Here is a 22,547-nt window from a genome sequence, read left to right as displayed (position 1 = left end):
CCTATCGGCATCGCCTACCCTTCCGAACGCCCAGCCATGGATGGCTGGACCGGACGATCCGAAGCATCACTTTCGCGCCATGGATGGCGTCGCAGGACTAACAATAAGCAACTTCCAAATGACCGAATCCCCCTTCCCGCTCGAATCCACCGCCGCCGAAGCGCAAGAAGCCATCGCTGAAGAGTTCGCGCTGTTCGGTGATTGGTCGGAGCGCTACCAATACCTGATCGATCTCGGCCGCAAGCTGCCTGATCTACCAGACCATCTGAAAACCGACGAATTCCGCCTGCACGGCTGCCAGTCGAACGTGTGGATCACCGGCGAGGGCGATACTGACAAACTCGACTTCCGCGCGATCAGCGACTCGGCCATCGTCTCGGGCCTCATCTACCTCGCCCTACGCGTGTATTCGGGCCGCCCCGCTGCCGAAATCCTCGCGACCGAGCCGGATTACATTTCGGCAATCGGCCTGGCCAAGCATCTGTCTCCCACACGCAGCAACGGCTTGGCGGCGCTGCTGGGCTACATCCGCGATCGCGCCGCGGCAACACAGGGCTGACCCGCGGCAATGGGCCGCCCACGCTCGCCCGGCGACCTGACGCCCCCCGAGCCTCCCGTGCCGCTGCCCGGCGAAACCGTCGGCGCCCTGCTGCGCAACCCCGGCTTCCGCTGGCTGATGGCGTACCGCATCTCGACGATGCTGTGCTACCAGATCGTCGCGGTAACCGTCGGCTGGCAGGTGTACGAGCTCACCCGCAACCCGTTCTCGCTCGCGCTGATCGGCCTGGCCGAAGTCATTCCGTTCTTCTGCGTCGCGCCGTTCGCCGGCTATCTGGTCGATACCTTGCCGCGGCGCAAACTGGGCATGGCCGCATGCACGTTGCTGATGCTCACTGCACTGGTGCTATGGGCACTCACCCGCTATTGGCCGATCAAGGACAGCCTCTGGCCGATTTACGCGGCGATCGCACTGGGCGGCTGCGCGCGCGCCTTCCTTGGCCCGATCTACAACGCCTTGTTCGCCCGCGTGCTCAAGCGCGAGCAGTTCGTGCGCGGGGCCAGCCTGGGCAGCGTGATGTTCCAGTCCGGACTGGTGCTGGGGCCCGCATTCGGCGGCGCGCTGGTCGGTTGGGCGGGCGCAGATGTGGCCTATGCAGTCGCATCGGCCTTCGGCCTGTGCGCGGTCAGTGCACTTGCGATGATGCAGGTCACCGAGCCGCCCAAGCAGATGCAGCAAGGCCCGGTGTTCGCCAGCATTCGGGAGGGCCTGCGCTTCGTCTTCGGCAACCAGATCGTGCTCGGTGCGCTGGCGCTGGACATGTTCGCCGTGCTGTTTGGCGGCGCAATCTCGCTCGCACCCGCCTTCATCAAGGAGATCCTGCATGCAGGGCCCGAGGCACTGGGCCTGATGCGTGGCGCACCTGCGCTCGGTTCTGTATCCGTCGCCTTGTGGCTGGCGCGTCGCCCGCTGCAAAAGAACGCAGGCCGCATCCTGCTGTTCGCGGTCGCTGGATTCGGCCTGTGCATGATCGGCTTCGGTCTGTCCGAGGTGCTGTGGCTGTCGCTGCTGTTTTTGGTGCTCTCAGGTATTTGCGATGGCGTCTCGGTGGTGACTCGCTCCACCATCCTGCAACTTGCCACACCAGATGAAATGCGCGGACGCGTGTCGTCGATCAACAGCATCTTCATCGGTTCTTCCAACGAGCTCGGCGCCTTCTACGCCGGCTCGATGGCGCGATTGCTGGGTCTGGTCCCTGCGGTGGTGCTGGGCGGCTGCGTGACGATGGGGGTCGCCGCATCGGCCGCCAAACTCGCTCCGAAACTGCGTCGACTGGATCTGCGCGACCTGCAATGACGCCGCCGTGACATTCACGACGTAGACTCGGGGGCATCGTATCGGGAGAAGCGCATAGCCAAGGAAACCGCTCGCGGTCGCGAGATCACCATCCATTTCGAAGGCAAGCGCTGCATCCATTCGCGCAACTGCGTACTCTCGCACCCGGACGTATTCGTCCCCAATGTCGAGGGCGAATGGATTCATCCCGATGCCACATCGCCCGATGAAGTGGCGATGACCGCGCGCCTATGCCCCTCCGGCGCAATCACGTATGAGCGCACCGATGGTGGCCCGCAAGAGCCCGCGCCCATCGTCAACCTGGTGCGCATGCGCGAGGACGGCCCGCTGGCTTTCAACGCAGAACTGCGTATCGCGGGCGAAGAACCCCGCCTGCGCGCCACCTTGTGCCGCTGCGGCCTTTCCAAGGAAAAACCCTATTGCGATGGCAGCCACGTAGATGGCGGCTTCATCGCCAGTGGCGAGCGCGAGCCGAAAGCTTCCGAGCCCCTGCCAGCACGCAATGGCCCGCTGGATGTGGTGCCGCAGAAGAACGGCCCGCTTGAAGTGACCGGCAACCTGGAGGTGGTTACCGGCACCGGTCACACCGTGGATCGCACTACGCAGACCTGGCTATGCCGCTGCGGTCACTCGCAAAATAAACCGTTCTGCGACGGCTCGCATGCCAAGGTGGGTTTCATCGCTGACGGTGCCTGAAGCCTCCGGTTCACATCGGCCACAACAAAAACCCCGCCGAGGCGGGGTTTTGCTTATTGCGATGCTGGAAGCTGGGGCTTAGTCGCCCTGCTGCTTCTGGCGGATCTCCCAACGCTCCTGTGCGTCGATGGTGCGCTCAGCCTGCGGGCGCGCCTCCAGGCGATCCAGGCCGATCTCTTCGCCAGTATCGACGCAATAACCGTAATCGCCATCGTCAACGCGCCGGATGATGCTTTCGATCTTGTTGATCAGCTTGCGATAACGATCCCGCGTACGCAGCTCCAGCGCATTCTCGGTCTCGCGGCTGGCGCGTTCGGCTTCATCGCCGATGTCACGCACTTCGTCGCGCAGGTTTTCGATGGTCTGCTTGGATTCTTCGACCAGCTCCTCGCGGCGCGTGATCAACTTCTGGCGGAAATACTCCAGCTGCAGCGGGTTCATGTATTCCTCGCTCGCCGAAGGCTTGTAGCCGGCGGGCAGGATCGGGCGACCCGTCACATCATCGGTCTTGTAGTTGAGCGGCTTGCCCTTGGCCTTCGGTGCATCCTGCTTGGGCGATGCAATCACGGCGCGCGCGACCTTCCCAACGGGCGGCTTCGCAGTGAAAGCGGGCTTGGCGACAGGCTTGGGTGCCGCCACTGGCGCAGCTTTCGTCGCCTTGGCCTTGGCCGGGGCCACCGCTTTCTTGGCGGGCGCGGTTTTCACCGCCGCTGGCTGGACGGCTGCGGCCTTCTTGGCCGGCGCAGCTTTCTTGGCCGGCGCAGCTTTCTTGGCCGGCACGGCCTTCTTGGCCACTGCGGGCTTGCTGGGAGCTGCCTTGACCGGCGCAGCCTTGACTGACGCAGTCTTGGCAGCCGGCTTCTTCGCAGGCGCAGCCTTAGCCGCCGCTTTCTTGGCGGGCGCAGGCTTGGCAGCTGGCTTCTTCGCAGGCGCAGCCTTAGCCGCCGCTTTCTTGGCGGGCGCAGGCTTGGCGGCTGCAGATTTGGGTTGGGCAGCCGGTTTGGCGACGACCTTTTTCACCTTCTCCGGTTTGGCCGCAGCCTTCTTCGCGGGCTTGGCGGTGGATTTGGTGGCCTTGGCTGCCGGCTTGGCGGCCTTGGTCGGGGTCTTTTTCGCAGGTTTCTTGACTGCCACGTATGATTCCTTGAGTTCCCTTGAGCCGGGGAAGCGGGCTGTTATAGCCTAGGGCTTCCACCCGGGCAAGCGCGCCATTATCCCGCATTTCGGCGTACAAGCCTTGTGATCTCCAGATTCCTCATCATTTGCCTACGTGGGTACAAGCGCTGGATCAGCCCGATGCTCGGCCAGCGCTGCCGTTTCACCCCCACCTGCTCGGAGTACGCGATGGGGGCGATAGAGCGTTTCGGGCCGCTGCGCGGCAGCTGGCTGGCCGTTAAACGGATCGGCCGCTGCCACCCCCTCCACCCCGGCGGGCATGACCCCGTGCCGCCCAGCCACTGACAGGACTCCCATGACCTCGACCCTCATCGTCAACGCCCGCCTGGTCAACGAAGGCCGCGAATTCGAAGGCGACCTGCGCATCGAAGGCGACCGCATCGCGATTATTGGCGACGCCCTGGCGGCCAAGCCCGGCGAAACCGTGATCGATGCCGAAGGCCGCTGGCTGATGCCGGGGATGATCGATGACCAGGTGCATTTCCGCGAACCAGGTCTCACCCACAAAGGCGACATGGCCAGCGAGTCCGCGGCAGCCGTGGCCGGCGGCATCACCAGTTTCATGGACATGCCCAACACCAACCCGCCGACACTCGACAGCGCGGCGCTGGAAGCCAAGTACGCGCTCGCCGCAGGGCGCGTCTGGGGTAATTTCGGCTTCTACCATGGGGCCAGCAACGACAATCTGGATGCCATCCGCGCACTGGACCCGAAGGCCGCGCCGGGCATCAAGGTGTTCATGGGCGCCTCGACCGGCAACATGCTGGTGGACGATCCTGACACCCTGGATGCGATCTTCCGCGAAACGCCGGTGCCGATCATCACCCACTGCGAAGACACACCGATGATCGATGCCAAGTTCGCCGAGTTCCAGGCGAAATATGGCGATGCACTTTCCGCCGAGCATCACCCCGATATTCGCAGCCGCGAGGCGTGTCTGAAATCCAGCACGCTTGCGACCGAGCTTGCACGTCGCCACGACACTCGTTTGCATGTACTGCATATTTCCACCGCCGATGAATTGGCGCTGTTCGAGCGCGGCCCCATGATTCGCGCCGACGGCAGCCGCAAGCGCATCACCGCCGAGACCTGCGTGCACTTCCTGCATTTTGCGCGCCAGGACTACCCACGCCTGGGCAACCTCATCAAGTGCAACCCGGCGATCAAGGACGAAGCCGACCGTGTCGCGCTGATCGCTGCGCTGGCGAATGACGTCATCGACGTGCTCGCCACCGATCACGCACCCCACACGCGGGAAGAAAAGCAGCAACCCTATGCCAAGGCTCCAAGTGGCCTGCCGTTGGTGCAGTACGCATTGCAAGTCGCACTGGAACACGTGCACGAGGCACGGCTCACCCGCGCCCAAGTGGTGCAGAAGTTCGCTCATGCGCCAGCGCAATTGTTCGATGTCGCCGAGCGCGGCTTCCTGCGCGAAGGATTCTTTGCAGACCTTGTCATGGTGGAAGATCGCCCGATGACGGTCGAACGCAGCGACATCCTCTCCAAATGCGGTTGGTCGCCGTTCGAAGGCCACACGTTTGCATCGCGCATCGCCGGTACCTGGGTCAATGGCGTGCAGGTGTGGGACGGTTCACGCCTGATCGGGCAAGCTCAAGGTCAACGCCTGCAATTCACTCGATGATGATGCTTCGACCTACCCTGCTCGCCTCACTGTTATTCGTTTCTTTCAGTACCTTCGCGCAATCCAGGGCAACAGTCGGCAATCTGCCCGCACGCGTGTCGCAAGGCGCGATGGTGATCGGCGAGGCAGAACCTGGCAGCGACGTGCGCGTGAGTGGCCGCAAGCTGCGCGTCGATGCCGATGGCCGCTTCGTGTTCGGTGTGGGCCGTGATGAAAAAGGTCCGGTAGAAGTCAGCATTCAGCCTGCAGGCGGTTCCGGTTCAGCGCAGACCGCCAGAATCGCGATCACACCGCGCGACTGGCCCATCCAGCGGATCAACGGTGTGCCGCCATCCACGGTGAATCCGCCACCCAAGATCGCCGAACGCATCGCGGGCGAAAACGCACTGATCGTTGCTGCACGCAAGACAGATAGCAGCAATACCGATTACGTGCAGACCTTCATCTGGCCAGTCCAGGGTCGCATCAGCGGGCGCTTCGGCAATCAGCGCATCTACAACGGCACGCCAAAATCACCGCATTCCGGGATGGATATCGCAGCAGGCACAGGCACACCGATTCGCGCACCGGCAGGCGGCAAAATTACCCTTGCCCAGAAGGATTTCTATCTGACCGGCGGCACGGTGATGATCGATCACGGGCATGGCATCGGCAGCAACTTCCTGCACATGTCGCGGCTTGACGTGAAGGCCGGTGATGTCGTCAAGCAGGGGGATGTGATCGGTGCAGTGGGCTCGACCGGGCGTTCGACCGGACCGCATCTGCATTGGGGAATGAGTTGGTTCGATACCCGCATCGACCCATTACTGGTGTTGCCGGCGAAGTAGCAAAGGCCAGATCGGAAAGTCTTGCCAAGATCAGCGGCAATAGCGGGTCATCAACTCGGCATTGCGCTCGTATTGTTCGCGGCCAGATTCGCTGGGCTTTGACATGAATCGTTCGACATCCTTCTTCAAATCCGGGCATGGGTCATCGGTATAGCCCGGCGGCCACAAGCCGATAGCCTTCGACACCCCTGTTATCACCCGATGTCCGTTGATCGGCGCCTTCATCTTGATCGCCATCCTTGGCGTGGCTTCACCGAAATTCTTGTTGCCTCGCCGAAAGATGGCTTGCTGGGTTTCCCCTTGAGTTGCTTCAGCAGCAGATGGACGAAACCAATCCTCGGATTGAATCGCCAAGGGAGATTCATCTCGCCCATTGGGCCCTGCCGATTCCTGCCCTTCGTTCACATCTTGAGAGGATTGATGCTTGGCAGGCAAAGAAGATGAAACTGCATCAGTATCTTTCGCGGCCGTCAGCGGCTGTATCAATCCGCGGCTCCGAGAGGGCGAATGAGAGCGAACGGGAACAGAAATGAACTCGAGACGAGTGCGAACTGCCTTGACCTCAAAGGAAGGCATTGATGCGCGATATGACGCCAGGTAAGCGCCCAGAGCAAGATGCAGGGCAGCCGTTACCAACAGACCCAAACCACGCACGCTCATGGCAGGACCAAGCTTTTGACCACGCCCCCCGTACTCGTCAGCCATCGCTTTCCACCGAGGGCCTCCTGCGATGCTGGCAAGGCTCTACATTGCGCCTCATACGCGTTGCGATTGTTCTGAGTCCAGGTCCAGAACCTGTGTGTTGCCAAAAATGGCGCGCACATCCAAGGGCAGCATCTCCAACAATCCGATGACAGAATCGAGGGGAAGCGTTGGTTCTTCTCTGGAAGCGAAATGACTTGGCGTGTATTGCCAATAGACCGGGCTGCCAGCTGACATGATCGCTTGATAGCTCTCGAATAGCCGCGTGGTTGCTTCAAAAGGCACCACCAAGTCCGCCCTGCTCGGCTCCGGCTCGACATTGGTCGGAATCGGTTGCGCAAACGTCGTGGTGAAACCCAGGCCCGTAGCACTAGGAACACTGACCATGGGCACGATGGAAGCACGAGCGCGGTATGCCAGGGTGCCGGTACCGAGCATTGCGTGTCTGTATCGACCGAAGAAGGGAAAGGCGTATGTATCGACAATGCTCGAATACACGTCGGGCATGATCAGCAGAATGCCACCTGCTTGCAGCCCCTTGATCGCGGCGACTATCCCCTTTCGATTGTTGTGGACGATTTTCTTAGACGAGTTCTCTCCGAAAATCACGTGATGCAGCTGATCGAATACCGAATTGCTGCCGTGACTCAAGGGGTCTTCGTAGAAAACGTAGAGGTCACGCTTGCCTTCAAGATGCTGACCCAACGTGATGATCGAAAGCACGAAATGGCCATAGTGCGGAGTGGCAATAACCAGCCCCTGATTGGGCGCTGTGTTTGCAACGACATCCCAGCCCGACAATTTCTCGTGATTAAGCGCCATCTTGATGATGGCTTCGCGGCTCATACGGCGCATGCCGTGGATGAGAGCTGCATTGATGATGTGCCAGTGGTAAATGAATCCAAGGGGATGGCCGGCAAGTGCGCATGCATCGATCACGCCCTTGAACTCTGCATCGGTCCAGCGAATGCGCATAAGTTGTTCAAACCGTGGCAGGCGACTAGATACCCGACGAACAGGCGCCGTGAAGAAGACAACGAGGCGAATCATTATCTCAATCATGCAAGCCTGCTGTTTTTGAAATTTCGCCTGTTGATGTCGTAGTTCAATACCAACTGATCAAGTGCAAGGCTGACCCTGTCAGTCTCCTGCTGCGCATGGGTGCGCGCGCGAAGCAGATGGGATTGATAGGACCTGTTGCGCCGCTGAGCAAACTCGTAGCGCAATGCGGGCATTCGCAGCTGTTGGACGTGTCGCATTCGCCAAGCATCACCGAAGGCCTCACAAGCCAAAAAATAAGTGCTTTGCAGCTTCAGCGCAGGCGTGATCGCAGCTGGCCCGATGAGATCGGTCGCTTGCTCGATCGCTTGCCCGGTCCAGGCATGGATGTGGAAACCGTGGCGAGAGGCAAGGATTGCCTCGATGCTCGGACGAAATTCTGTGATGCCATTGTGGCGTATCAGGAGCGGCGCATTGATTGCGTCATTGAGCTGATCCGTGAAAGCAATGACGTGAAACGGAATGCATGGAGGCGAAGCTTCCAGCCGCTCATAAAGCTGCGCAGGGAGGAGGCAACCATCGCCACCATTGCCCACGATGATGAAGCCATTGAGTGCGATATCTGCAGCTATTTGAGTAGTTTCGGCCGTACTGGGCAGCACAACCGCGTGTCTGCCGAATGCATCCTTGGCAATCGATGCAAGCTTGTTGAGGATCATCTGGCGCATGCGCATCCACCTTCGGATGGCAGTGCGGGAGCGAACTCCCCCACTGCCATTGCAATCAGTCGATCACCAGGTGCAGCGGCAGATCTCGCAAGTAGCTGGCTCCGGTTCCGGCTCGGCAATCATGGGCATGCCTATATCGATGCTAGTCACCAGATTCGTAGCCGCAGTGGCGATGTTCTGGGACTGTTCGAGGATCAGGTTGATCGTTTCCATGTGCAATCCTTCCATGAATTTGCCAGCCGGAATTTGCCGACGCAGCCCACGGCCGAGAGCTTGGGATCAAGATTCAGGCAAGGCAGTCTGGCTTCTTCCTGGACCCGACCTTGGAACGGGTATTTGTTGGTGGCGTCGTGAAAGGCTCTGCAGCAGAACGGGCCGGAATCCGCGCCAAAGATGAGCTCTTGCAGATCGACGCAATAGTGATCCCCAAATCAAAAGCATCCGTTCTCAAGCGCTATTGGGGGGCGGTGAAACCGAGTCAACGTGTCGTTCTGCTGGTGTTGCGGGATGGTCGGCGATTTGAAATCGTGATACCACCGGAGACACCGGGCGCGGATTAACTCACATTTTCGTGACTCTTTCACGTCTGAGCTCACCCTGCGCACAGACGCCTGTTTGCACATGGAGTATGACCCGCCCATTGATCAATCGACGGTGCCTGCCTTGATCTAGCATTCCTGGCAACGCTATGACGTCGCACCTAACGGCGCGTTCGAGCTTTTAGTCGTTACGACCCGCCACCCGCGCCACGGCATCATGCGCGTGCAGGCTTTCCAGATGCGAGACTTTGGCCTGCCACGTACGCACCCAAGGCAATGACGACAGTGCTGCACCTACCCGACGTGCAGCGTCTTCGCAAAACATCAGGTTCTGGGCATTGGCACGCGCGAAGGCTTGCTCGTCCTCGCGCTTGACCGCAGTTTGCACCGGCGTGCCGAGCGCTTGCTCCAGCACATCGGCGAGCGCGGCCACGGGCAAGTGATCGAAGCCATCCGCCAATTCCACTTCAACCTCGGCCATACTGCGCTGTGCATGCGGTGTGGCGGCGAGACCGTCTTTGCCCGCCAGCCAATCACGCACCGCATCGGTATCGACATCCCCTTCACCAAAGGCGGCTAGGAAGGATTCGGCATTCAATTCACGCGACAAAGCCGCCGACGCCGGACAGGTGCTGGAATATTCAACGCTCAGCGACAGCCAATGACGGCTGCCCTCCGGGCCGCGCTCGCTGCGCAATTGCACGGGGTAGCGCTTCCAACCCGCGTTCTGGCTGACCAACGCCGGACGTTCCAACAGGTGGTCGTAATGCAACACCAGCTGCACACGATCGGCGGCCCCCTGCTGCGACTCGATCAAACCCACCAGCAAACCGTCAAGTTCAAGCGAATCCAGACGTGCCTGCGGCAGCGCCTGTTGCAACTGCAGGTAAAGGCGCGACATGTGGATGCCGCGACGCTCCGGGTCACGCAGATTCACGCCGACATCGACGCGCGCGGCGGCCTGCAGGCCGCGATCAGACAAGCGCACGGGCAAGGCGATACCTTCCATGCCGACCCAATCGAGCGCGCGCGAGAGCGCGGCTGCGTCGAAGGCGACATCGGGCAAGGGGCGATTAGCAGACATCAGCATGATCTAAAGGGGATCGGGGAGATAAGTGGGTCATTTTACCCGGGGCCATGTGCACGAGCGGCCCGCCAGCTGCAACGCAGCGTACCCAAGGGTGGAACAGGGCTCTGTCCGGTTTGCGCGCGTTTAAGCGCCAATGCGCTCAAGATACGCCGCGGGCGGGTGCCACCGCTGGCTTCATCCGGCTTTTGGATGCGCCCCAGGGCTTCGCCAAGCAGATGATCGATGCTGCTTTTGCCATCGCGTTGCTCATCGAACAGACGTTGCTCGGCATCGGACAGGGCTTGCGCCAATCTTGAGAGCGCCGGGGCATCCAATTGCTCGCCGCGATGCGCCAACGCCGGCAAGGCATCGGCGACCGCGTTCCAGTCGACGGGCTGCTTCTGCAATCGCGCGCCCAGCGGATGTCGGCGAGCGCCTTTAGCCCAGCCGCGCAACTCCTCCTGCCACCAGGCCAGCTTGGCCAGGCCGGGTGCAGGTTCTGTGGTCGAAGCGGCATCCGTCCACTCTTGCAAGAGGGCGAACCAGTGCTCGGCCAACTCGCGCTGATCAGCGCGAACGAAGACGCGGGCGATGCCCCACTCCGGCCAGCGCGTGCGCCACTTCTCTACAAACGAAGCGGCTTCGGCAGCGGCTTCGTTCACGGCCATTCTTTTGGCTGCAGCAGGTCGGCGGGCAGCGCGACCATCGCATCGGCTCCCCATTCGCTTGGCTCGTCACCGGCGACGCGATACCCCCACAGCGCCGCAATCGACAGCATGCCCGCGGCGCGTGCGGCGTCGATGTCGCGTCGATCATCGCCGACGTACACGCAATCATTCGGCGCGGCGCCCATCACTTCTGCTGCGCGGAACATCGGCATCGGATGCGGCTTGCGCTCGGGCAGACTATCACCACCGATCAGCACGCCGCAGCGCGTGTCCCAACCGAGCATCGGCATCAGGTCGCGTGCGAGTTGTTCCGGCTTGTTGGTGACGATGCCCCAGCGGCTGCCCTGCGCTTCGAGCGCTTCCAAGAGCGCCGGGATGCCCTCAAACGGTGCGCAATGCTGGCCGAGTTCTTGTGCGTAGATGGCGAGGAACTCCGGCACCGCGGCCACGATCTCTTCATCACTCCAGGCGGGGAACGCCGTGCCGGCCATCGCACGAGCGCCGCGCGAGACAACCGGACGAATCTCCGCCAACGTCATCGGGGCGATGTCGCGGCGTTCGCGCATCACGTTGACCGTCGCCAGCATGTCCGGCGCACTGTCGAGCAAGGTGCCGTCGAGGTCGAACAAGGCGACCTCGGGGAAACGCGTGCGTGAGGTCATGCGGGTTTCCGCGCGCAGGCGAGGTAATTGATGTCGGTACGCGAGGTCAGACGCGCCGCATGCTTCCACGGCTCGTACAGCAGCCCGCTGACATCTTCCAATTCCAAGCCGGCGTGGCGCAGCCAGGCGCCCAACTCGGACGGCTTGATGAAGTCGCGGTACTGATGCGTACCCTTCGGCAACAGGCGCGCCACGTATTCCGCGCCCACGATGGCCAGCGCGAACGCGGCTGGCGTGCGGTTGAGGGTAGACAAAAACAGCGTGCCGCCCGGTTTGAGCAGGCGCGCGCAGGCCTCGATCACGCTGCCCGGGTCGGGCACGTGTTCCAACATTTCCATGCAGGTGACGGCGTCGAACGCGCCCGGTAATTCAGCCGCCAGGTCTTCGGCCGATTGCAATCGGTAATCGATTTCATGGCCCGCCTCGAGCTGATGCAGCTTGGCGACATCGATCAACTCCGGCGCCAAGTCGATGGCGGTGACGCGCGCGCCTTTGGCCGCGAGCGCCTCCGACAACAGGCCCGCGCCGCAGCCGACATCCAGTACCTTGGCACCGGCCAGCGAGACGCGATCCGCCACGTACTGCGTGCGCACGGGATTGAGCACATGCAGCGCGCGCTGCGGACCATCCGCATCCCACCAGCGATTGGCGAGTGCGCCGAACTTGTGCAGCTCGGCCTGACGGACATTGGGGTTGTTCATCGGGAAATCTCCACGGCGCCAATACGTTCGCGCCATTGGCGTGCATTGGCGAGGATGCCGGCTTCGTCCATGTCGACGAGTTGGCGACCACGCAGCTTCGGCTTGCCCGCGATCCAGACATCGGTGACTTGATGGCGACCGGTCGCGTAGATCACCTGGGAAATCACTTGATGCAACGGCTGGGTTTCGATCTGCGCCATATCGATGCAGGCGATATCGGCCTGTTTGCCCGGCTCCAGCGAGCCGACCAGGTCCTCCAGCCCCATCGCTTTCGCACCGCCAAGCGTCGCTGCGCGCAAGGCTTCGGCCGCGCTGAGCGCCGCCGCATCTTCAGCCACGGCCTTGGCCAGGATGGCGGCCGTGCGGGTCTCGCCGACCATGTCGAGGTCGTTGTTGCTGGCCGCGCCGTCGGTGCCGATGGCGAGCGTCACGCCCGCCTTCATCAACGCGCAGGCCGGGCAAAACCCGGAAGCGAGCTTGAGGTTCGACTCCGGGCAGTGCACCACGCTGACGCCGCGTTCCGCGCAGAGATGGATTTCCGCCTCGGTCAGCTGCGTCATGTGGACGGCGATCAGGCGGTCATTGAACAGGCCCAGGCGATCCAGCCGCGCGATCGGGCGCATGCCGTATTGATCGATGGATTGCTGCACTTCCTGCGCGGTTTCATGCAGGTGCAAGTGCACCGGGATATCCAGCTGATCGGCCAGCACACGCACGCGGCTGAAGTTGTCGTCATCCACCGTATACGGCGCATGCGGCGCAAATGCGGTCTTGATCAGCGCGTCGTCGCGCCACTGGTCATGCACTTCGCCGGCGCGGTCGAAGTATTCGTCGTCGCTCGATGCCCACGCGGTCGGGAAATCGATCACCGGCAGGCCGATGCGCGCGCGGAAGCCGAACTTCTTGTACGTCGCCGCCTGCACATCAGGGAAGAAGTAGTTCTCGTTGGCACAGGTGGTGCCGCCGCGCAGCATCTCAGCAATCGCCAACGTGCAGCCATCGGCGACGAAATCCGGGCCGATGACCGCGCCCTCAATCGGCCAGATGTGCTGCTGCAGCCACACTTTCAGCGGCAGGTCATCGGCGACGCCGCGCATCAGCGTCATCGGGTTGTGGGTATGGCCGTTGACCAGACCCGGAATCAAGACCGAGTCCGGCCTAGACACGGTTTCCTTCGGCGCATACCGCGCACGCGCTTCGTCACGCGGCAGCAGGGCGAGGATCACGCCCTTGTCGATGGCGATGGCATGGTCTTGCAGCACCACGCCATGCGGCGCAACCGGCACGATGTGGCCGGCTTCGATCAACAGATCAATGGTTTGGGGGGATGCGGCTTCGTTCATCCCGCCATCATGCCGCATCACCCGCCTGGTCCGCATGTCCGCGCAGCGCCCAGCGACGCGCCAAGGGGGTGATCGGGAAGATGAGGAAAAACAACATCCCGCCCATCCACGAGGGCAGGATGAAGGCGAGCGGGATGCAAGCGGCGAACACGATCAGCGGGACCAGCGTACGCACCAGGAACCAGCGCGTGCCAATCGGCCCCAGCTTCTGCGCCACGCCCTGCGAGCGGACCATCGCGCGCCGAGTCAGGAACGAAAACAGCGGTATCCCCGTCAGCACCAGGCAATAACCCACCAGCGGCCCGACGTGGTCACTCATGAACGACTCGGAATACAGCGCGGTCGCGAACGGCATCAGGGCAACGAACATCAACTGGCCGATGTTGAGCCAGAGCAGCCCCGGCGTCACCCGCCCGACCATCTTCCAGGCCTGCATGTGACCAGCCCAGAACAACGCCGTGACCATAAAGCTGATGACGAAGGCGACGAACAACGGGATCTGGTGCGCCCATGCACCCCCCGCGCCAAATTGCGCGACCAGCTCTTCCGCCGGCGGTTTGAGCTCGATCGCCAGCAAGGTGATCGCGATGGCGAAGACCGCATCGCTGAAGAACACGACGCGATCATGCGGGAAGACATCGGCGGGTACCGAGATGGATGGGCTTTCGTTCATCCACTCATTTTGCACCAACCAAACGACCATGCCGTAAAACGTCAAGGGCCGCACGTGGCGGCCCCTGACATCGAATCCTGGCGAAGGCCGGGATTACTTCACGCGGCTGACGTACTCACCACTGCGGGTATCGACCTTGATGATTTCTTCCTGCGCGACGAACAGCGGCACGCGGACCACCGCGCCGGTTTCCAGCGTGGCCGGCTTGCCGCCGGTGCCGGCGGTGTCGCCCTTCACGCCCGGGTCGGTCTCGGTGATCTGCAATTCGACGAAGTTCGGCGGCTGCACCGCGATTGGCACGCCGTTCCACAGCGTGACCACGCAGTCTTCCTCGCCCTTCAGCCACTTTTCGGCGCCGCCCATGCCGGCCTTGTCGGCCTGGACCTGCTCGAAGCTTTCCGGGTTCATGAAATGCCAGTACTCACCATCGGAATACAGGTACTGCATGTCGGTATCCACGACATCGGCCACTTCCAGCGAGTCGGTCGCCTTCATCGTCAGCTCGACCACGCGGCCGGACTTGATGTTGCGGTACTTCACGCGGGTGAAGGCCTGGCCCTTGCCCGGCTTCACGTACTCGGTGTCGGTGATGACGCAGGGATCGTTGTTGACCAGGATCTTCTGGCCGTTCTTGACGTCGTTCATGCCCAAGCTGGCCATGCAAGCTCCTTCGGGCCGCCCGGGGCGGCATTCAAACTAAAATAGGTCGCACATGATACCTGTTGCCCCCCTCTCCCTGCAGCCTGCCCGCTGGCAAGACCAGTGGCGCGATGCTGTGCGCGACCAGGCCGAACTCCTCAGCCTGCTGGGGCTGGAGTCGCTGGCCGCGCGCCTGTCCCCCGACGCGATGGCGCAATTCCCGTTGCGGGTGCCGCGCGCCTTCATCGCCCGCATGCGCCATGGCGATGCCAACGATCCGTTGCTGCGCCAAGTGCTGCCGCTGGATGACGAAGACCGCATCGCAGCCGGATTCACTCTGGATGCGGTGGGCGATGGCGCGGCCAAGGCGGCCGACGGCGTGATCCGCAAATACCGTGGCCGGGCGCTCTTGATCACCACCGGTAGCTGCGCGGTGAACTGTCGCTATTGCTTCCGCCGCCACTTCCCCTATGCCGATGAAACCGCGGCGCGCGGCGACTGGGCCGAGGCGGTGGCCGCCATCGCCGCCGATACGAGCATCGACGAAGTGCTACTGTCCGGCGGCGACCCGTTGTCGCTGTCCACGCCCAAACTGGCCGACCTGACCCGTCAGTTGGCCGGCATTCCGCACTTGAAGCGCTTGCGCATCCACTCGCGCCTGCCCATCGTGCTGCCGGCGCGTATTGACGATGCGTTCATGGAGTGGATGTCCGGCTTGCCCTGGCCGGCCACCTTCGTCATCCACGCCAATCACGCCCATGAGTTCGATGAGGATGTCGATGCGGCCTTGGCTAGGCTGCGCGACGCAGGGGCCACCTTGCTCAACCAGGCCGTGCTGCTGCGCGGGGTGAATGATTCGGTCGATGCGTTGGCGGCGCTGTCCGAACGTGGCTTCGAGGCGGGCGTGTTGCCGTATTACCTGCACCAACTGGACCGTGTACAGGGTGCAGCGCATTTCGAAGTAGACGACACCACGGCTATCGCACTGCATCAAGGCTTGGCTGCGCGCCTGTCAGGCTATCTCGTGCCGCGTCTGGTGCGCGAGGTCGCGGGCGACCCGGGCAAGCGGCCGTTGTAAACACTCTGCTAATGACCGAAACCCCCTGGCAGCTAAAACCTTCGAGCTCCGATATAGTGATGAGCGACACGCTTGCGCCTTGCGCGCATCCCCCCAGCGGAGACCTGCATGCTTTCTGGCGTTGACGCCCCCATCCGACTGTTGATCGTCAACGATGACGCTGAAGAGGCCGAGGCCATCGTCAGCCACCTGCGTAATGCCGGTCTGGCGATCCGCCCGGCACGTGCGGCCACGCTGGAAGAACTCGACAGCCATGTGGCTACGCATCCTTTCGATGTGGTGCTGGCTGCGTCGCCCACGGCTGGCCTGAGTGACTTGGAAGTACTGCAACGGGCCGGAGCCAATGGACGCGATCTGCCGGTCGTGGTCGAGGTGGATCACATCGATGACACCCTCCTTGTGGCGCTGACCGAATCCGGCGCGCGCGGTATCGTGCTGCGTGGCCAGTTTGCCCACTTGCAAGAAGTCGTGGTGCGTGAATTCACCGATCTCGAGGCACGTCGCGGCCTGCGCCGACTCGAAGCCCAGATTCGTGAAACCGAGCGTCGCTGCGACGCGTTGATTGAATCCTCGCGCGACCCCATCGCCTACGTCCATGAAGGCATGCACATTCGCGCCAACCGCGCGTACCTGGAGATGTTCGGCTACGACGAATTCGAGGACATCGAAGGCATGTCCTTGCTGGATCTGGTCGCGCCGAGCTATGTCATCGAATTCAAGCAACTGCTGAAAAGCCTGAGCCGAGGCGAAACTCCGCCGCCACGTCACGAGCTGGAAGCACGCGATGCCGAAGGCAACAGTTTTCCCGCGGTCATGGAATTCACCCAGGCCAAGTACGAGGGCGAGCCATGCATCCAGGTGATCCTGCGCCGCCAGGAATCCGACCCTGCCCTCGCCCAGGAAGTGGAAGAACTACGCCGCCGCGACATGGCAACGGGCCTCTTAAACCGCCAGACCTTCCTGCAGCAGCTTGAGCATTTGGTCGGCGAAGTCGCGACCGATGGCAGCTCGCACGGCTTGCTGTTGATGGAACCCGACCAGAGCGCCCAGCTTGAACAGCAAGTCGGCCTCGATAACGTGGATGATCTCGCAGTCGCCATCGCTGGCCGGATCAACGAAACCTTTGGCGACAAGGCAGTGATCGCGCGCACCGGCGAAAACACCTATGCCTTGCTGCTGCGCGGCAGTGACTACAACGCCACCAGCGCCGCCGCCGAACGTTTACGCGCCGCGTTCAATGGTCGTTTGCTGGAAACCGCCGATGCCACGCTGAGCGCTACGGTGAGCGTGGGCGGCGTGCAAATCGGCGAGCGTATCGCGCAGGTACCTCGTGTTGTGTCCAAGGCCACGGAAAGCCTGCAGAATGCAGCCGGGATGGGCGGCAATCGCGTCGAAATCTTCGACCCAAGCGCCACCGAACGTGTGGAAGAAGAGCGCATCCAGACCTGGATCACACATATCCGCGAGGCCATCGCCAACGACTCGATGCGCCTCCACTACCAACCGATCGTCAACTTGCAGGACGAAACCGAGCAGTTCTACGAATCCCTGCTACGCATGGTTGGCAGCGATGGGCACACCATCCCCCCGGCACAGTTCGTACCGATGGCCGAAGAGCATGGGCTGGCCGGTGCGATCGATCGCTGGGCCCTCCGCCACGCCCTGCAGGATGTGGCCGCGCAATCGGTTGGTGCCACGCCCGCCAAAGTCCTGGTGAAGATCTGCCAAGAGTCTCTGGATGACGAGAAGCTGGTGCCGGACATCTTCGCCCTGCTGCAGGAAACCGGTGCCGCTCCGGCATCCCTGGTACTGCAGCTGCCCGAATCCAAGGTCTTCACCAACCTGCGCCAGGCACAGCGCCTCAACGAAGAGTTGCGCGCGATGGGCGCGCATTTCTGTATCGAACATTTCGGCGTTGGTTTGAATTCGCTGCAACTGCTCAGCCATTTGAATCCGGCTTTCCTCAAGCTCAACCAGGATTTCATCACCGACTTCACCCGTTCGCAGGAAAACCGCGACCGGGTGCAGGAAATCGTGCAAAAGGCGCAGTCGCAGCAAATCGCCTGCATCGCCCGCGGCGTGGCCGATGCCGCAACCATGACCGCACTGTTCACCACTGGTGTGGAATACATGCAGGGCGATTTCATTGCGCCGGCTGGCGAACGCATGGCACCGGCCTATTGATCTTTCAGCGCTGGGCTAGTCAGAAAAAAGGCCGGGAAATCCCGGCCTTTTTCATTTCACTCTACAGGCTCGCGGTTTACGCCACCACGCCCTGACGAACGGCATTGCCGTCGAGCGAGGCATTGCGCAACGCCTCGATGCGCACGTCCAGCGGCGGATGGCTCAACAGCAGCTTCTTCAAACCATGGCCAATCGCACCGCTGATGCCGAACGCCGCGACCTGCTTGGGCAGCGTGTTCTCGCCATGATTGATCTTCAGACGCTCAAGCGCAGCGATCATCTTCTCGCGACCCGCCAGGGTGGCGCCGCCGGCGTCTGCACGGAACTCGCGATGACGCGAGAACCACATCGCAATCATGCTGGCAAACAGGCCGAAGATCATGTCCAGCACGAACACGATGGCGAAGTAAGCCAGGCCCGGGCCCTCGTTGCGGCCACCCGAAAGATAGCCGTCGATGGCGCGACCGACCACGCGGGCCAGCACGATCACGAAGGTGTTCAGCACACCTTGCAGCAAAGCCATCGTCACCATGTCTCCGTTGGCCACGTGGCTGACTTCATGCGCAAGCACCGCTTCGGCCTGATCGCGGTCCATTGCACGCAGCAAGCCGGTGGATACAGCGACCAGCGCATTGTTGCGGTTGGCACCGGTGGCGAAGGCATTGATCTCCGGCGCGTCATAGATGGCCACTTCGGGCATACCGATGCCGGCGGCCTGGGCTTGGCGCTGCACGGTGGTGAACAGCCACTGCTCCATTTCGTTGGCGGGCTGCTGGATGACGTGCGCGCCGGTGGAGCGCTTGGCCATCCATTTCGACAGCATCAGCGAGACGAAGGAGCCGCCGAAACCGAACAAAGCCGCCATCACAAGCAAGGCGCCGTTGTTGCCCAGCTGGATACCGAACATCGGCAGCACCACATTCATGATGATGCCCAGCAGCACCAGCACCGCGAGGTTGGTGGCAAGGAAGAGAGTGATACGTTTGAACATCGGTTGTAGCTCGAAGTTGCGGGATACCAGTGAAAATATGGGCGACCGTGCTTGAATGCAACGTGATGCCCCTTCCGACCTCGACACCCCCCCCTTATCGCGGCCGTTTCGCCCCCTCCCCGACCGGGCCGCTGCACTTCGGCTCGCTGGTGGCGGCGCTCGGCAGCTGGCTGCACGCGCGGGCCCGTGGCGGCGAATGGCTGGTGCGGATCGAGGACGTGGACCGCACGCGCGAGGTACACGGCGCCGCCGAGCTGCAATTGGAAGCACTGCGCCGCTTTGGCCTGGAATGGGATGGCGAGGTGATCCGCCAGTCTGATCGCGCTGCCGCCTACCAGGCCGCACTGGATGATTTGCTGGCGCGTGGGCTCGCCTTTGCCTGCCATTGCAGCCGCACCGACTTGGAACCCACCGGCGGCATCCATCACGCTTGCGTGGCCACGGCCGCGCGCGAACAGGCTGCCATACGCCTACGCGTACCGAACGAACGGGTCATCGCGTTCGAGGATGCCGTTCACGGCCACATCGCGCAGCCTTTGGGCCGCGAGGTTGGCGACTTCGTGATCAAACGTGCGGATGGCTGCTGGGCCTACCAGCTCGCCGTGGTGGTCGATGACGCCGCACAGGGCATCACCGATGTCGTGCGTGGCGCGGATCTGCTCGACTCCACCCCGCGGCAACTATTCCTGCAGCAACAACTCGGCCTGCCCACACCCCGCTACACCCACCTGCCCCTGGTCATGGATGACGAGGGCCGCAAGTTGTCGAAGTCGCTCGCTGCGCTACCGCTGGATACGGACGATCCACTGCCCGCACTGATGGCCGCCTGGGGCGCACTGGGACAAGACATGGCCACGGTCGCCGGAAGCACGGGGGTCAATGACTGGTTGAGCCGAGCACTCCTCCAATTCGATGAAAGCCGCCTGCCACGCGACCCGCAAACCTCGCCGCATCGCACAACATGATTTTCATCAACCTTGCCTAGAATCGAGATGCACCTCACATCACAGGCAGGTTTCCATGACTTCTCGCGTGGCATTCGTAACCGGCGGCACCGGCGGCATCGGCACCGCCATCATCAAACGTCTCGCGGACATGGGACACAAGGTCGCCACCAACTACCGCAGCGAGGAGCGCGCGCGCGCCTGGGCCGACAAGATGAAGGCCGACGGCTACGACATCCTGCTGGTCAAGGGCGACGTCACCTCCGCCGATGAAGCCGCGGGCATGGTGCAGGAAATCGAAGGCAAGCTGGGCCCGGTCGAGATCCTGGTCAACAACGCCGGCATTACCCGCGACGGCACCTTCCACAAGATGAAATCCGACCAATGGACGGACGTCATCAACACCAACCTCAACTCGGTGTTCAACGTCACCCGCCCGGTGATCGAAGGCATGCGCGACCGCAAATGGGGCCGCATCATCCAGATCAGCTCGATCAACGGCCTTAAAGGCCAGTACGGCCAGGCCAACTACGCGGCGGCCAAGGCCGGCATGCACGGCTTCACCATTTCCCTGGCGCGCGAGAACGCCCGCAACGGCGTCACCGTCAACACCATCTCGCCCGGCTATATCGCCACCGACATGGTGATGGCGGTGCCGGAGGAAGTGCGCGCGAAGATCGTCGCCGACATCCCCACCGGACGCCTGGGCACGCCCGAAGAGATCGCGTTCGGCGTCGGCTTCCTCTCCGATGAGCAGGCCGGCTGGATCACCGGCTCCAACCTCGACATCAACGGTGGCCACCACATGGGCTGGTAAATCCAGCTCCCATTACGTCATCCGGGGCCCGCACTGCGGGCCCTATTCATATGCGATGTCGCTCCACCGCCTGTTGCGCTGCCTGTTGCACTGCGTCATCCTGCCTGTATTCCACAGGGGATTCGTCGCGTCATGCCCACGCGCATCATCAAGAAATACCCGAACCGCCGCCTCTACGACACCGAGATCTCGAGCTACATCACGGTGGAGGAAGTCCGCCAATTGATCCTCGACGGCGAGCAGTTTGAAGTGCGCGATGCCAAGACTGGTGAGGACCTTACCCGCCAGGTGCTCCTGCAGATCATCGCCGAGCAGGAACAAGGCGGCGAACCGGTGCTCTCCACTCAGTTACTGAGCCAGATCATTCGCTTCTACGGCGATTCGATGCAGGGCTTCATGGGCAGCTACCTGGAGCGTTCGATGCAGCTCTTCTTGGAGCAACAAGGGCAGTTCCGCCAGCAACTGGGCGGGATGCTGGGGCAGACGCCGTGGAACATGATGAACCAGATGGCCGAGCGCAATCTGGACATGTGGACGCAGTTCCAGAAGTACATGGCCGGCCAAGGCGGCACGGACAAGCCGAACGACACCAAGCCCGGCATCAAGCGCTGACATGGCGGCAACGCAAGGGGAACACCCGCGTCGCTTAGCGGTGGTGACGGGCGGATTGGGCGGCCTCGGCAGCGCGATCTGCCGCACGCTGGCGGACAAAGGACGCAAGGTGGTCGCGGTGGATCTGGACAGCACGACCGAGCGCATCGCGGCCTTTGTAGCCGCGATGGCCGGCACCGACGCCGAATTCCATCCGCTCGATGTCACCGACTTCGAGGCTTGCCGCGCGTTTGCCGACAAGATGCAGGCCGAACACGGCGGCATCGACATCTTGGTGAATGCCGCCGGCATCACCCGCGACACGACCCTGCGCAAGATGGAGAAATCGCAGTGGGACGCGGTGATGTCCGTGAACCTGGACGGCGTGTTCAACCTCACCCGCCACGTGATCGATGGCATGAGCGCGCGCGGCTTCGGGCGCATCGTCAACATCAGCTCGGTCAACGGCCAGACTGGCCAGTTCGGCCAGACCAATTACTCCGCCGCCAAGGCCGGCATGCACGGCTTCACCATGGCGCTGGCCCGCGAAGTGGCGCGCAAGGGCGTGACCGTCAACTCCATCTCGCCCGGCTACTGCGAGACCGCGCTGGTGATGGCGATGAACGACGACATCCGCGCGCAGATCGTCGAAGGCGTGCCGGTCGGGCGCCTCGGCCAGCCCAGCGAGATCGCCCGCGCGGTCGAGTTCCTCGCCGCCGACGATGCCGGCTTCATCACCGGTGCCAACCTGCCGGTCAACGGCGGCCTGTTCATCAGCTTCTAATCCACCTGCACGAGCACGACATGAGACTGACCCCGCCTGCCTTCGCCACCTGGTTCATCGCGCTGTTGATCGGCTTGCTCGCCGTCGCCGGCAAGATCGGCTACTTTGCGCCCGCCGCGCCCTATGCCTTCTGGATGATGACGGTTGCCTTCGGCATGTTGGTTCTGGGGTCGCTGTTGAAAGGCCTGTAAAGCAATATCGAGCCGAATAAAAAACGGGCCCACTGGGCCCGTTTTTAT

The 22,547-nt window shown here is 62.4% G+C and carries 27 protein-coding genes; 14 read left to right on the top strand and 13 right to left on the bottom strand.

What is annotated here, in order from left to right:
* Positions 1-118 precede the first annotated feature (118 nt).
* The 3 genes from BW989_RS10390 to BW989_RS10380 are packed head-to-tail and all read left to right on the top strand — an operon-like array spanning position 119 to position 2,551.
* Positions 119-559: a SufE family protein gene (locus BW989_RS10390; RefSeq protein WP_076588040.1), complete on the top strand. Its 441-nt coding sequence runs from the start codon at positions 119-121 to the stop codon at positions 557-559.
* Positions 560-568: 9 nt separating this feature from the next.
* Positions 569-1,855, top strand: a complete 1,287-nt coding sequence (locus BW989_RS10385; protein WP_076588038.1) for an MFS transporter — start codon at positions 569-571, stop codon at positions 1,853-1,855.
* 12 nt (positions 1,856-1,867) lie between these two features.
* Complete coding sequence (locus BW989_RS10380; protein WP_341349906.1) at positions 1,868-2,551, top strand: CDGSH iron-sulfur domain-containing protein; 684 nt, start codon at positions 1,868-1,870, stop codon at positions 2,549-2,551.
* Between the two features lie 78 nt (positions 2,552-2,629).
* Here BW989_RS10380 and dksA read toward each other — a convergent pair whose 3' ends face one another.
* Positions 2,630-3,685: an RNA polymerase-binding protein DksA gene (dksA, locus tag BW989_RS10375; RefSeq protein ID WP_076588035.1), complete on the bottom strand. Its 1,056-nt coding sequence runs from the start codon at positions 3,683-3,685 to the stop codon at positions 2,630-2,632.
* Between the two features lie 162 nt (positions 3,686-3,847).
* On the opposite strand from dksA, the gene yidD reads away from it, so the two are divergent.
* Genes yidD through BW989_RS10360 form a run of 3 tightly spaced genes read left to right on the top strand, consistent with a single transcriptional unit; the run spans position 3,848 to position 6,196 of the window.
* Positions 3,848-4,012: a membrane protein insertion efficiency factor YidD gene (gene yidD / locus BW989_RS10370; protein ID WP_242651427.1), complete on the top strand. Its 165-nt coding sequence runs from the start codon at positions 3,848-3,850 to the stop codon at positions 4,010-4,012.
* A 10-nt stretch (positions 4,013-4,022) separates the two neighbouring features.
* Positions 4,023-5,369 (top strand): dihydroorotase, encoded by a 1,347-nt coding sequence (locus BW989_RS10365; protein ID WP_076588031.1) that lies wholly within the window; start codon positions 4,023-4,025, stop codon positions 5,367-5,369.
* Positions 5,366-6,196: a M23 family metallopeptidase gene (locus BW989_RS10360; protein WP_076588030.1), complete on the top strand. Its 831-nt coding sequence runs from the start codon at positions 5,366-5,368 to the stop codon at positions 6,194-6,196. Before BW989_RS10365 ends, BW989_RS10360 begins: the two co-directional genes overlap by 4 nt.
* Before the next feature lie 30 nt (positions 6,197-6,226).
* On the opposite strand, the gene BW989_RS12470 is transcribed toward BW989_RS10360, so the two are convergent.
* From BW989_RS12470 to BW989_RS12625, 4 genes are all read right to left on the bottom strand, one after another.
* The gene (locus BW989_RS12470) at positions 6,227-6,901 is read right to left on the bottom strand and encodes a hypothetical protein (protein ID WP_129582904.1); all 675 of its coding nucleotides are present in this window, start codon (positions 6,899-6,901) and stop codon (positions 6,227-6,229) included.
* 51 nt (positions 6,902-6,952) lie between these two features.
* Positions 6,953-7,948, bottom strand: a complete 996-nt coding sequence (locus BW989_RS10350; RefSeq protein WP_165688594.1) for an LpxL/LpxP family acyltransferase — start codon at positions 7,946-7,948, stop codon at positions 6,953-6,955.
* Positions 7,949-7,956: 8 nt separating this feature from the next.
* Positions 7,957-8,625 carry a hypothetical protein gene (locus BW989_RS10345; protein ID WP_129582902.1) on the bottom strand — a complete coding sequence of 223 codons (669 nt, stop codon included), beginning with the start codon at positions 8,623-8,625 and terminating at the stop codon, positions 7,957-7,959.
* Between the two features lie 63 nt (positions 8,626-8,688).
* Positions 8,689-8,838, bottom strand: a complete 150-nt coding sequence (locus BW989_RS12625) for a hypothetical protein (protein ID WP_165688593.1) — start codon at positions 8,836-8,838, stop codon at positions 8,689-8,691.
* Between the two features lie 17 nt (positions 8,839-8,855).
* Here BW989_RS12625 and BW989_RS10340 point away from each other — a divergent pair, with 17 nt between their 5' ends.
* Positions 8,856-9,185: a PDZ domain-containing protein gene (locus BW989_RS10340; protein ID WP_083688494.1), complete on the top strand. Its 330-nt coding sequence runs from the start codon at positions 8,856-8,858 to the stop codon at positions 9,183-9,185.
* Between the two features lie 160 nt (positions 9,186-9,345).
* Here the strand turns inward: BW989_RS10340 and folE2 are convergent, their stop codons facing one another.
* The 7 genes from folE2 to efp form a co-directional block, all read right to left on the bottom strand.
* Positions 9,346-10,254, bottom strand: coding sequence for a GTP cyclohydrolase FolE2 (gene folE2 / locus BW989_RS10335; RefSeq protein WP_207551647.1), 909 nt, complete (start codon positions 10,252-10,254; stop codon positions 9,346-9,348).
* A 35-nt stretch (positions 10,255-10,289) separates the two neighbouring features.
* Positions 10,290-10,895, bottom strand: coding sequence for a phytoene/squalene synthase family protein (locus BW989_RS10330; protein ID WP_129582901.1), 606 nt, complete (start codon positions 10,893-10,895; stop codon positions 10,290-10,292).
* Positions 10,892-11,563, bottom strand: coding sequence for a phosphoglycolate phosphatase (gene gph / locus BW989_RS10325; RefSeq protein WP_076588020.1), 672 nt, complete (start codon positions 11,561-11,563; stop codon positions 10,892-10,894). Before gph ends, BW989_RS10330 begins: the two co-directional genes overlap by 4 nt.
* Positions 11,560-12,264, bottom strand: a complete 705-nt coding sequence (gene ubiG / locus BW989_RS10320; protein ID WP_076588018.1) for a bifunctional 2-polyprenyl-6-hydroxyphenol methylase/3-demethylubiquinol 3-O-methyltransferase UbiG — start codon at positions 12,262-12,264, stop codon at positions 11,560-11,562. Before ubiG ends, gph begins: the two co-directional genes overlap by 4 nt.
* Complete coding sequence (locus BW989_RS10315; RefSeq protein ID WP_076588375.1) at positions 12,261-13,607, bottom strand: TRZ/ATZ family hydrolase; 1,347 nt, start codon at positions 13,605-13,607, stop codon at positions 12,261-12,263. The genes ubiG and BW989_RS10315 overlap by 4 nt, the downstream gene beginning before the upstream one ends.
* Positions 13,608-13,614: 7 nt before the next feature.
* Entirely contained in the window at positions 13,615-14,280 is a 666-nt protein-coding gene (locus BW989_RS10310) for a TMEM175 family protein (protein WP_165688592.1), read from the bottom strand.
* A gap of 93 nt (positions 14,281-14,373) precedes the next feature.
* The gene (efp, locus tag BW989_RS10305; RefSeq protein WP_076588015.1) at positions 14,374-14,940 is read right to left on the bottom strand and encodes an elongation factor P; all 567 of its coding nucleotides are present in this window, start codon (positions 14,938-14,940) and stop codon (positions 14,374-14,376) included.
* A gap of 52 nt (positions 14,941-14,992) precedes the next feature.
* Here efp and epmB point away from each other — a divergent pair, with 52 nt between their 5' ends.
* Both epmB and BW989_RS10295 read left to right on the top strand, forming a co-directional pair.
* Positions 14,993-15,997 (top strand): EF-P beta-lysylation protein EpmB, encoded by a 1,005-nt coding sequence (epmB, locus tag BW989_RS10300; protein ID WP_076588013.1) that lies wholly within the window; start codon positions 14,993-14,995, stop codon positions 15,995-15,997.
* A gap of 108 nt (positions 15,998-16,105) precedes the next feature.
* Positions 16,106-18,181: an EAL domain-containing response regulator gene (locus BW989_RS10295; protein ID WP_076588011.1), complete on the top strand. Its 2,076-nt coding sequence runs from the start codon at positions 16,106-16,108 to the stop codon at positions 18,179-18,181.
* Positions 18,182-18,257: 76 nt separating this feature from the next.
* Here BW989_RS10295 and htpX read toward each other — a convergent pair whose 3' ends face one another.
* The gene (gene htpX, locus BW989_RS10290) at positions 18,258-19,172 is read right to left on the bottom strand and encodes a protease HtpX (protein ID WP_076588009.1); all 915 of its coding nucleotides are present in this window, start codon (positions 19,170-19,172) and stop codon (positions 18,258-18,260) included.
* A gap of 65 nt (positions 19,173-19,237) precedes the next feature.
* Here htpX and gluQRS point away from each other — a divergent pair, with 65 nt between their 5' ends.
* From gluQRS to BW989_RS12620, 5 genes are all read left to right on the top strand, one after another.
* Positions 19,238-20,137, top strand: a complete 900-nt coding sequence (gene gluQRS, locus BW989_RS10285; RefSeq protein WP_076588007.1) for a tRNA glutamyl-Q(34) synthetase GluQRS — start codon at positions 19,238-19,240, stop codon at positions 20,135-20,137.
* A gap of 55 nt (positions 20,138-20,192) precedes the next feature.
* The gene (gene phbB, locus BW989_RS10280) at positions 20,193-20,933 is read left to right on the top strand and encodes an acetoacetyl-CoA reductase (protein ID WP_076588006.1); all 741 of its coding nucleotides are present in this window, start codon (positions 20,193-20,195) and stop codon (positions 20,931-20,933) included.
* 132 nt (positions 20,934-21,065) lie between these two features.
* Positions 21,066-21,545, top strand: coding sequence for a polyhydroxyalkanoate synthesis repressor PhaR (phaR, locus tag BW989_RS10275; RefSeq protein ID WP_076588004.1), 480 nt, complete (start codon positions 21,066-21,068; stop codon positions 21,543-21,545).
* 1 nt (position 21,546) lies between these two features.
* Complete coding sequence (gene phbB, locus BW989_RS10270; protein ID WP_076588001.1) at positions 21,547-22,308, top strand: acetoacetyl-CoA reductase; 762 nt, start codon at positions 21,547-21,549, stop codon at positions 22,306-22,308.
* Positions 22,309-22,328: 20 nt separating this feature from the next.
* Entirely contained in the window at positions 22,329-22,499 is a 171-nt protein-coding gene (locus BW989_RS12620; RefSeq protein WP_165688591.1) for a hypothetical protein, read from the top strand.
* Positions 22,500-22,547 lie beyond the last annotated feature (48 nt).

This window comes from Solilutibacter tolerans, from assembly GCF_900155935.1.
Lineage (GTDB): Bacteria > Pseudomonadota > Gammaproteobacteria > Xanthomonadales > Xanthomonadaceae > Solilutibacter > Solilutibacter tolerans.
This window is presented reverse-complemented; position numbering and strand designations above follow the sequence as displayed.

What these genes read in the sequence shown, in the direction of transcription:
- BW989_RS10390 (WP_076588040.1), top strand. Translation starts at nt 119, where the DNA reads ATGACCGAATCCCCCTTCCCGCTCGAATCCACCGCCGCCGAAGCGCAA.
- BW989_RS10385 (WP_076588038.1), top strand. Translation starts at nt 569, where the DNA reads ATGGGCCGCCCACGCTCGCCCGGCGACCTGACGCCCCCCGAGCCTCCC.
- yidD (WP_242651427.1), top strand. Translation starts at nt 3,848, where the DNA reads ATGCTCGGCCAGCGCTGCCGTTTCACCCCCACCTGCTCGGAGTACGCG.
- BW989_RS10365 (WP_076588031.1), top strand. Translation starts at nt 4,023, where the DNA reads ATGACCTCGACCCTCATCGTCAACGCCCGCCTGGTCAACGAAGGCCGC.
- BW989_RS10360 (WP_076588030.1), top strand. Translation starts at nt 5,366, where the DNA reads ATGATGATGCTTCGACCTACCCTGCTCGCCTCACTGTTATTCGTTTCT.
- BW989_RS12470 (WP_129582904.1), bottom strand. Translation starts at nt 6,901, where the DNA reads ATGGCTGACGAGTACGGGGGGCGTGGTCAAAAGCTTGGTCCTGCCATG.
- BW989_RS10350 (WP_165688594.1), bottom strand. Translation starts at nt 7,948, where the DNA reads ATGATTCGCCTCGTTGTCTTCTTCACGGCGCCTGTTCGTCGGGTATCT.
- BW989_RS10345 (WP_129582902.1), bottom strand. Translation starts at nt 8,625, where the DNA reads ATGCGCCAGATGATCCTCAACAAGCTTGCATCGATTGCCAAGGATGCA.
- BW989_RS12625 (WP_165688593.1), bottom strand. Translation starts at nt 8,838, where the DNA reads ATGGAAACGATCAACCTGATCCTCGAACAGTCCCAGAACATCGCCACT.
- folE2 (WP_207551647.1), bottom strand. Translation starts at nt 10,254, where the DNA reads ATGCTGATGTCTGCTAATCGCCCCTTGCCCGATGTCGCCTTCGACGCA.
- gph (WP_076588020.1), bottom strand. Translation starts at nt 11,563, where the DNA reads ATGACCTCACGCACGCGTTTCCCCGAGGTCGCCTTGTTCGACCTCGAC.
- ubiG (WP_076588018.1), bottom strand. Translation starts at nt 12,264, where the DNA reads ATGAACAACCCCAATGTCCGTCAGGCCGAGCTGCACAAGTTCGGCGCA.
- BW989_RS10315 (WP_076588375.1), bottom strand. Translation starts at nt 13,607, where the DNA reads ATGAACGAAGCCGCATCCCCCCAAACCATTGATCTGTTGATCGAAGCC.
- BW989_RS10310 (WP_165688592.1), bottom strand. Translation starts at nt 14,280, where the DNA reads ATGAACGAAAGCCCATCCATCTCGGTACCCGCCGATGTCTTCCCGCAT.
- efp (WP_076588015.1), bottom strand. Translation starts at nt 14,940, where the DNA reads ATGGCCAGCTTGGGCATGAACGACGTCAAGAACGGCCAGAAGATCCTG.
- epmB (WP_076588013.1), top strand. Translation starts at nt 14,993, where the DNA reads ATGATACCTGTTGCCCCCCTCTCCCTGCAGCCTGCCCGCTGGCAAGAC.
- BW989_RS10295 (WP_076588011.1), top strand. Translation starts at nt 16,106, where the DNA reads ATGCTTTCTGGCGTTGACGCCCCCATCCGACTGTTGATCGTCAACGAT.
- htpX (WP_076588009.1), bottom strand. Translation starts at nt 19,172, where the DNA reads ATGTTCAAACGTATCACTCTCTTCCTTGCCACCAACCTCGCGGTGCTG.
- gluQRS (WP_076588007.1), top strand. Translation starts at nt 19,238, where the DNA reads ATGCCCCTTCCGACCTCGACACCCCCCCCTTATCGCGGCCGTTTCGCC.
- phbB (WP_076588006.1), top strand. Translation starts at nt 20,193, where the DNA reads ATGACTTCTCGCGTGGCATTCGTAACCGGCGGCACCGGCGGCATCGGC.
- phaR (WP_076588004.1), top strand. Translation starts at nt 21,066, where the DNA reads ATGCCCACGCGCATCATCAAGAAATACCCGAACCGCCGCCTCTACGAC.
- phbB (WP_076588001.1), top strand. Translation starts at nt 21,547, where the DNA reads ATGGCGGCAACGCAAGGGGAACACCCGCGTCGCTTAGCGGTGGTGACG.
- BW989_RS12620 (WP_165688591.1), top strand. Translation starts at nt 22,329, where the DNA reads ATGAGACTGACCCCGCCTGCCTTCGCCACCTGGTTCATCGCGCTGTTG.